Below are 7,207 nucleotides of genomic sequence, written 5' to 3' on the forward strand. Positions count from 1 at the left end.
ATAAATATTGAAGAAAAACCGACCTTTTACATGATCAACCCTCTATTGGTGATTTATTAGGTGTTCCTGGTTTTCTAGGATATTTTTTTGGTGTTTGTTTTTTCTTTTCAATGACAATGATGTTCCGTTCACTCTCTTCTAAAGGAAGAACAAAGGAATGCTTTTCAACAACCTCTCCTCCGAGGACAGTGACGGCTTTTTTTCCTGCTTGCATCTCTTCATCTGCAGCAGATGCTTTTAATGCAACAAACAAACCTTCCTTTTTCACAAGAGGCAGGCATAGTTCGCTCAAGACAGATAAGCGCGCAACTGCTCTAGCGGTGACAAGGTCATAGCTTTCACGTTGATCTTTACGTTGTCCAAAGGTCTCCGCACGATCATGATAAAAAGTAGTATCTTGTAAGTTTAACCCTTTTGCTAACTCATTGAGAAACGTAATGCGTTTCTGGAGAGAATCAACAATGGTCACATGTAGATGAGGGAAACAAATTTTAAGAGGAATGCTTGGAAAACCAGCACCAGCTCCAATATCACAAATTGTTGTCACATTGTGAAAATCAATAAAAAATGCTGCTGATATCGAGTCATAAAAATGCTTTAAATATACTTCTTCCTTTTCTGTAATGGACGTTAAATTCATCTTCTCGTTCCATTCTACAAGCATATGGAAGTAAGTTTCAAATTGTTCAAGCTGCACTGGAGAAAGAGTGATCCCTTTCTCCTCTAGTGCTGCTGTAAATTGTTCAATGTTCATGCCGACATCCTTTCTACTCTGCTATCTTCGCAATACGTCCCTGCTCCAAATACACTAAAAGGATAGAAATATCAGCAGGGTTAACGCCTGAAATACGAGAAGCCTGTGCAACAGAAAGCGGTCGGACTTCTTTTAGCTTTTGCTTCGCTTCAGTTGCAATCCCTTTGATGGCATCATAATCGATTCGATCCGGAATCTTTTTGTTTTCCATCTTTTTCAGCTTTTCAACTTGTTGGAGCGACTTTTCAATATAACCTTCATATTTAATTTGAATCTCTACCTGTTCACACACATCAGCAGGAAGCGGTGTGTCAGCAGGAGCTAGTTTCACAACAGATTCATAGTTCATCTCTGGACGCTTCATCAGATCACTAGCGCGAATACCGTCCTTCAATTCACTTCCACCAAGTGAACGAATATATTCCTGTGTCTCTACTGTAGGTTTAATAATGACAGAATATAAACGTTTTTTCTCTGCTTCAATAGCCTCTTTTTTCTGTGTGAATGCTTGGAATCTCTCTTCAGAAATTAAACCAATGTTATATCCAAGTTCCGTTAATCTTAAATCAGCATTGTCATGACGCAGAAGTAAGCGGTACTCTGCACGAGAAGTTAAAAGACGGTAAGGTTCATTTGTACCCTTCGTGACAAGATCATCAATGAGAACACCGATATATGCATCAGATCGGCTTAAAATGACTTCTTCTTTACCCAATGCTTTTCTTCCTGCATTGATACCTGCCATAATTCCTTGACCTGCTGCTTCCTCATAACCAGAGGTACCATTAATTTGGCCAGCTGTATATAATCCAGAAATTTTCTTCGTCTCAAGTGTCGGCCACAATTGTGTAGGCACAATCGCATCATACTCAATGGCATAACCCGCTCGCATCATTTGTACATTTTCAAGCCCTGGAATGGTTGACAGCATTCGCTGCTGTACATCCTCTGGCAGACTTGTAGATAAACCTTGAACATACACTTCTTGCGTATTACGGCCTTCTGGCTCTAAGAAAATTTGATGTCTCGGTTTATCATTAAAACGAACCACCTTATCCTCAATAGACGGGCAGTATCTAGGGCCTGTTCCTTTAATCATACCTGAATACATAGGAGAACGGTGAAGATTCTCATCAATAATTTGATGAGTCTCTAAACTCGTGTATGTTAACCAGCATGGTAATTGATCTGTAATATATTCCACAGTTTCATAAGAAAACGCACGTGGTACATCGTCACCTGGTTGAATTTCCGTCTTACTATAATCAATCGAGTGGCTGTTTACTCGAGGTGGTGTCCCAGTTTTAAAGCGAACCAAATCGAATCCTAATTCTGCTAGATGATCCGATAATTTAATGGAAGGCTGCTGATTATTAGGACCGCTTGAATAAGAAAGATCCCCTAAAATAATGCGGCCTTTTAAGAAAGTACCAGTCGTTAGAACAACAGACTTCGCGCGATAATTTGCACCTGTTTGAGTCACAACACCTTTACATTCATCATCTTCTACAATTAAATGGTCTACCATCCCTTGCAGCATTGTTAGGTTTGGTTCATTTTCCATTGTTTTTTTCATTTCGTGCTGATATTGAAACTTATCTGCTTGCGCTCTTAACGCACGGACAGCAGGTCCTTTCCCAGTATTCAGCATACGCATTTGAATATGCGTCTTATCTATATTTCGTGCCATTTCTCCGCCTAGCGCATCAATTTCTCTGACGACAATCCCTTTAGCGGGACCTCCTACGGACGGATTACATGGCATAAAAGCAACCATATCGAGATTGATGGTCAATACAAGTGTTTTGGCGCCCTGTCTTGCAGAAGCAAGAGCAGCCTCAACACCAGCATGACCGGCACCGACGACGATTACATCATATTGGCCAGCTTCATAACCCATTTCTTTTGTTCCTCCCTTTACTTTCCTAAACAGAATTGAGAGAATAACTGATCGATTAAGCTTTCATGAACAGCATCCCCAATAATTTCACCTAGCTGCTCCCAGCAGCGTGTTAAATCTATTTGAACAATGTCGATCGGTACATCCATTTCAATTCCTTCTAGAGCATCTTCAATCGATTGTTTTGCTTCTTGAAGGAGCGCAATATGCCTAGTATTGCTCACATACGTTAAATCTCCACTTTCAATTGAGCCTGTGAAGAATAAAGATTGAATGGCCATTTCAAGCTCATCAATCCCTTTTTCTTGTAATAAAGATGTTGTAACAACCGGACGATCCTTCGCTAACTCTTTTACCTTTTCTACATCAAGTTTAGGCTCAAGATCTGTCTTATTGACAATCACAATAATATCCATACCTGAGACAGCCTCAAATAGCTTAATATCTTCCTCAGATAACTCTTCACTATAATTGAGCACAAGTAAAATCAGGTCAGCTTCTTTTAAGACCTGTCTTGATCGCTCGACCCCAATACGCTCAACAATGTCTTCAGTCTCACGTATACCCGCAGTATCTACTAAACGGAGCGGTACTCCTCTTACATTCACATATTCCTCGATGACATCTCTGGTTGTTCCAGGAATATCGGTCACAATCGCCTTTGTTTCCTGAACAAGACTATTTAATAAGGAAGACTTCCCAACATTTGGCCTTCCAATAATAACAGTAGATAAGCCCTCACGTAGGATTTTCCCCTGCTGTGAAGTCGTTAGAAGCGATTCAATTTCCTTTTTCACAGATGTCGCCTTTTCAACTAAGACTCGATGTGTCATTTCTTCAACATCGTCATACTCTGGATAATCAATATTCACTTCTACATGGGCAAGTGTCTCCAATATCTCACCACGAAGACGTTTAATCAAACCGGAGAGACGTCCCTCCATTTGAGTAATTGCGACATTCATCGCACGGTCAGTTTTTGCACGAATCAAGTCCATTACGGCTTCTGCTTGTGACAAGTCGATTCTTCCATTTAGGAAAGCACGTTTTGTAAACTCACCTGGCTCCGCTAATCTCGCTCCTTCTTTTAAAGCAAGCTGCAAGACTTTATTGACCGTGACAATTCCGCCATGGCAGTTGATCTCAATAACGTCTTCTCTCGTAAATGTTTTTGGCGCTCTTAATACAGACACCATGACCTCTTCTATCACTTGCTCGGTACTTGAATCTACAATATGACCATAATGAATTGTATGAGAATCCACTGATACAAGTTTTTTCTCCTTAGGCCCCTTATACATGCGATCAGCAATCTGAACTGCATCAGGCCCGCTTAAACGTATAATGGCAATTGCCCCTTCACCCATTGGTGTAGAAATTGCTGCAATTGTATCCACCGCTCATTCACCTCTTTCTCTATTCAATAGACAGTCTTATATCTATTAAATGGACGTTGTCCATCTCTATATCAAAAACGCTTAATCCAAAATTTAAAGATACCATAAATGCATGCGAAGCGAAAGTAGCCCACATTTAATTATCCACAGTTTTGCACCCTGTCTATTTTAACACTTAACTTATCCACATGTGAATAACGACGTTCTAAACTTGTCTTCACATCTTACACCTAAATCCAATAAATTAAAACGCCCTTCTCCCTTTGCAACTAAGGGAAAATGACGTTTTCGATCTAAATAACACACTAACTTTTTAGAAATAAAGGAGGAATCTACTATTAAAAGGTAATTTTTCAATAAAAAAAGACTAAAATCCAGCTTTGCTGAATCTTAGCCTTTCTGCTATTTTTTATACAGCACCACAACATGACGCTTGGTGCCTGTATCTTCGGATGCCGTGGCAAGTTCTTTAGAAAATGCTGCAATCGTATCATGAACGACTTTTCGTTCATTCGAAGGCATCGGTTCTAAATGAACCTTTCTCTTCGTTTTTAAAACACGATTTGCCGTTTTGATTGCGTATTGTTCAAGTGCTTCTTGTCGTTTCTTCCTATAATCTCCAATATCAATTGTAATATGATGATACTGATCAGAATAACGATTAAACACTAACTGCACCAATGTTTCTAAAGAATACAGTGTTTGTCCTCTTTTTCCAATCATTAATGAAGTTTTGTCTCCATCAATGTGAAAAGAGATCTTTTTCGTTTCTTTTTTCGAAACAATGTTTGCTTTAGGATCAATTGATTTAACAATTTTATCTAAATACTGTGTTGCTAATTTGAGCGCATCTCGCTTTTCTACTAACTTGACAACAGCTTGTCTTTTACCAAATAATCCTAAAAATCCTTTGTTTCCTTCATCTACTATTGTGATATCTACTTCTTCTTGTAGTAGTTGAATTTGTTTCAGTCCGGAATCTACTGCTTCTTCGACTGTGCGACCGACAGCAGTTATTTCCTTCATTTTTTGTTCCCGCCAGCTTTTTCTTTTGTATCAACTTTTACTTGAGGTGTTTTAATGACCAAAGTTTGAATGATCATGAAAATGTTACCTACAACCCAGTACAGTGAAAGTGCCGCTGGGAAACTGATTGCAAATACAATGATCATAATCGGCATCACCCAAAGCATAATCGCCATTTGAGGGTTGTCCGAAGGATTTCCAGCCATCATTAGCTTCTGCTGAATAAAAGTAGCTACACCTGCAATAATCGGTAACAGGAATAATGGATCTGGACTGCCTAAGTCAAACCATAAGAAAGTATGTTTCTTGATTTCAGCTGTTCTCATGATCGCATGATAAAAACCAATTAAGATTGGCATTTGAATTAAGATTGGGAAACACCCTGCTAATGGATTTACACCATTCTTTTGGAAAAGAGCCATTGTTTCCTGTTGAAGCTGCTGCTGTGTTTTTTGATCTTTTGAACTATATTTTTCACGAAGCTTCTTTAATTCTGGCTGAAGTGCTTGCATTGCTTTTGTACTTCTTAATTGTTTAATCATTAATGGTAAAATGAGCAAACGAATTAAAAGAGTTACAATAATAATCGCTACACCATAGTTTTCACCAGTTAAGTTTGCCATGTAAGTGATTAATTGAGATAGCGGGTATACAATGTAAGAATTCCAGAATCCCTTACTATCTGATGTGATTGGTTCATTGATTTGTGTACATCCTGCCAATAGAACCAACACGCCAATCAAGCTAAATATTAGTAATAATCGCCTTTTCAACAAGATTCCTCCCATTACTTCAAACTTTATTTAAGTTGGAATTGATTACGAAAGTGACTCACCTAATCAGTATGGTAACATTTTTTCATTACAAAGTGGTGGTTTCATTTTAATTCACTAGATGAAGGAAGCGCTTTTAAAAATTGATTCAACGAAAGTTTCTATTACGAAGACTTTTTCGGTTGTTGTTGATAAACAGCGGATTTTCTAAATAAATGCTGGAGAGACTTCTTTGTTTCTTCAAAGGTCAATTCGCTTGCTGGTTTTCGTGCGATAACAATGTAGTCTTTTTCTTGCTTTAGCTTATGACCTTCCTCTAAGAACACCTGACGGATCAATCGTTTAATCCGGTTTCTTATCACTGCATTACCTATCTTCTTACTGACAGACAATCCTAAACGCAGTTCTTCTTGATTTGGTTGATCCAGCTGATAAATGACGAATTGGCGATTAGCCATTGATTGACCTTTTTTGAACACTGTTTGAAACTCTTCATTTTTTTTTAGCCTGTTTCGCTTCTTCATGTTTTCTTCCACTCCGATAAAAACTGACAGTTCATTTACGATTTTATGTAAAAAAGACCACTGACATTATTCAGTGGCCTAAGCTGATAATTTTTTTCTACCTTTGCTGCGGCGTCGCTTTAAAACTAGACGTCCGTTTTTAGAACTCATACGGCTGCGGAAGCCATGAACTTTACTACGCTTACGGTTATTTGGTTGAAACGTTCTTTTCATTTATGACACCTCCCTGAGGAATAGCTGTTTAAGACAGTCTAACTCATTATATTTGTGTAACCCATCGATTGTCAATATCAATGATAAAACTCTTATTATCAACCTTATAAGCATAACACAAGTTATCAAGTGAAGAAACCTTCTTTTTTAGTTTCCAACATTTTATTCTTTTTTTCCTTAAAAAAAACCTTCAAAACAAGGTTGTGGATATTTTTCCGGCATATTTTGACTATCCACATCCATTATCGACATTTTTTTCACACAAATAACCTATGTGGATAATTATTTTTCAACAGGATGTAAAGTGTGTGGATAAGTTTGTGACACCCATTGCACCATCTTGTTTATTTTGATATTATATTTGTGTTTTAACTCTTAATTACTTATCTGGCCTATTTATCTTATCCACAGTTTGTGGATAACCTGTGGAAAGTTATTACACAGCTTGTTGAATTGTTTATCCACAACCTGTGTAATTTGTCGAAAAGACGTTTTTCTACTATATTAATTGTTTTCAACAAAGTATGTGCACGAATGGTGATGACCATTTGCTCTTTTTCGTGTTCTATAACAGTTTGATACTGGTCATTTTAAAAAGAAAAGGAGGGGGGAGAAGCCTT

7 protein-coding genes are annotated in these 7,207 nt (G+C 38.0%); all 7 read right to left on the reverse strand.

The genetic code is table 11. The features are described from left to right. Positions 1 to 34: 34 nt before the first annotated feature. The 7 genes from rsmG to rpmH all read right to left on the reverse strand — a co-directional run bounded on the left by rsmG (position 35) and on the right by rpmH (position 6,587). A complete protein-coding gene (gene rsmG / locus MHI58_RS19745) occupies positions 35 to 754 on the reverse strand; it encodes a 16S rRNA (guanine(527)-N(7))-methyltransferase RsmG (protein WP_007497477.1) in 720 nt (239 codons plus the stop codon). A 13-nt stretch (positions 755 to 767) separates the two neighbouring features. Next, positions 768 to 2,654, reverse strand: a complete 1,887-nt coding sequence (gene mnmG / locus MHI58_RS19750) for a tRNA uridine-5-carboxymethylaminomethyl(34) synthesis enzyme MnmG (protein ID WP_008347584.1) — start codon at positions 2,652 to 2,654, stop codon at positions 768 to 770. A gap of 17 nt (positions 2,655 to 2,671) precedes the next feature. Then, positions 2,672 to 4,051 carry a tRNA uridine-5-carboxymethylaminomethyl(34) synthesis GTPase MnmE gene (mnmE, locus tag MHI58_RS19755; RefSeq protein WP_039169035.1) on the reverse strand — a complete coding sequence of 460 codons (1,380 nt, stop codon included), beginning with the start codon at positions 4,049 to 4,051 and terminating at the stop codon, positions 2,672 to 2,674. A 402-nt stretch (positions 4,052 to 4,453) separates the two neighbouring features. Next, positions 4,454 to 5,077, reverse strand: a complete 624-nt coding sequence (jag, locus tag MHI58_RS19760) for an RNA-binding cell elongation regulator Jag/EloR (RefSeq protein ID WP_041508099.1) — start codon at positions 5,075 to 5,077, stop codon at positions 4,454 to 4,456. Then, a complete protein-coding gene (spoIIIJ, locus tag MHI58_RS19765) occupies positions 5,074 to 5,856 on the reverse strand; it encodes a YidC family membrane integrase SpoIIIJ (RefSeq protein WP_089374159.1) in 783 nt (260 codons plus the stop codon). The genes jag and spoIIIJ overlap by 4 nt, the downstream gene beginning before the upstream one ends. 158 nt (positions 5,857 to 6,014) lie before the next feature. Next, complete coding sequence (gene rnpA / locus MHI58_RS19770) at positions 6,015 to 6,374, reverse strand: ribonuclease P protein component (RefSeq protein ID WP_008347592.1); 360 nt, start codon at positions 6,372 to 6,374, stop codon at positions 6,015 to 6,017. Positions 6,375 to 6,452: 78 nt separating this feature from the next. After that, positions 6,453 to 6,587 carry a 50S ribosomal protein L34 gene (rpmH, locus tag MHI58_RS19775; protein WP_008360908.1) on the reverse strand — a complete coding sequence of 45 codons (135 nt, stop codon included), beginning with the start codon at positions 6,585 to 6,587 and terminating at the stop codon, positions 6,453 to 6,455. Between the last annotated feature and the right edge of the window lie 620 nt (positions 6,588 to 7,207).

It is taken from the genome of Bacillus sp. FSL K6-2869, assembly GCF_040869405.1.
Classification (GTDB): Bacteria; Bacillota; Bacilli; order Bacillales; family Bacillaceae; genus Bacillus; species Bacillus altitudinis.

Bases quoted from the DNA above. Each gene is read 5' to 3' on its own strand.
- jag (WP_041508099.1), bottom strand. From the start codon at position 5,077: ATGAAGGAAATAACTGCTGTCGGTCGCACAGTCGAAGAAGCAGTAGAT.
- mnmG (WP_008347584.1), bottom strand. From the start codon at position 2,654: ATGGGTTATGAAGCTGGCCAATATGATGTAATCGTCGTCGGTGCCGGT.
- rnpA (WP_008347592.1), bottom strand. From the start codon at position 6,374: ATGAAGAAGCGAAACAGGCTAAAAAAAAATGAAGAGTTTCAAACAGTG.
- rsmG (WP_007497477.1), bottom strand. From the start codon at position 754: ATGAACATTGAACAATTTACAGCAGCACTAGAGGAGAAAGGGATCACT.
- rpmH (WP_008360908.1), bottom strand. From the start codon at position 6,587: ATGAAAAGAACGTTTCAACCAAATAACCGTAAGCGTAGTAAAGTTCAT.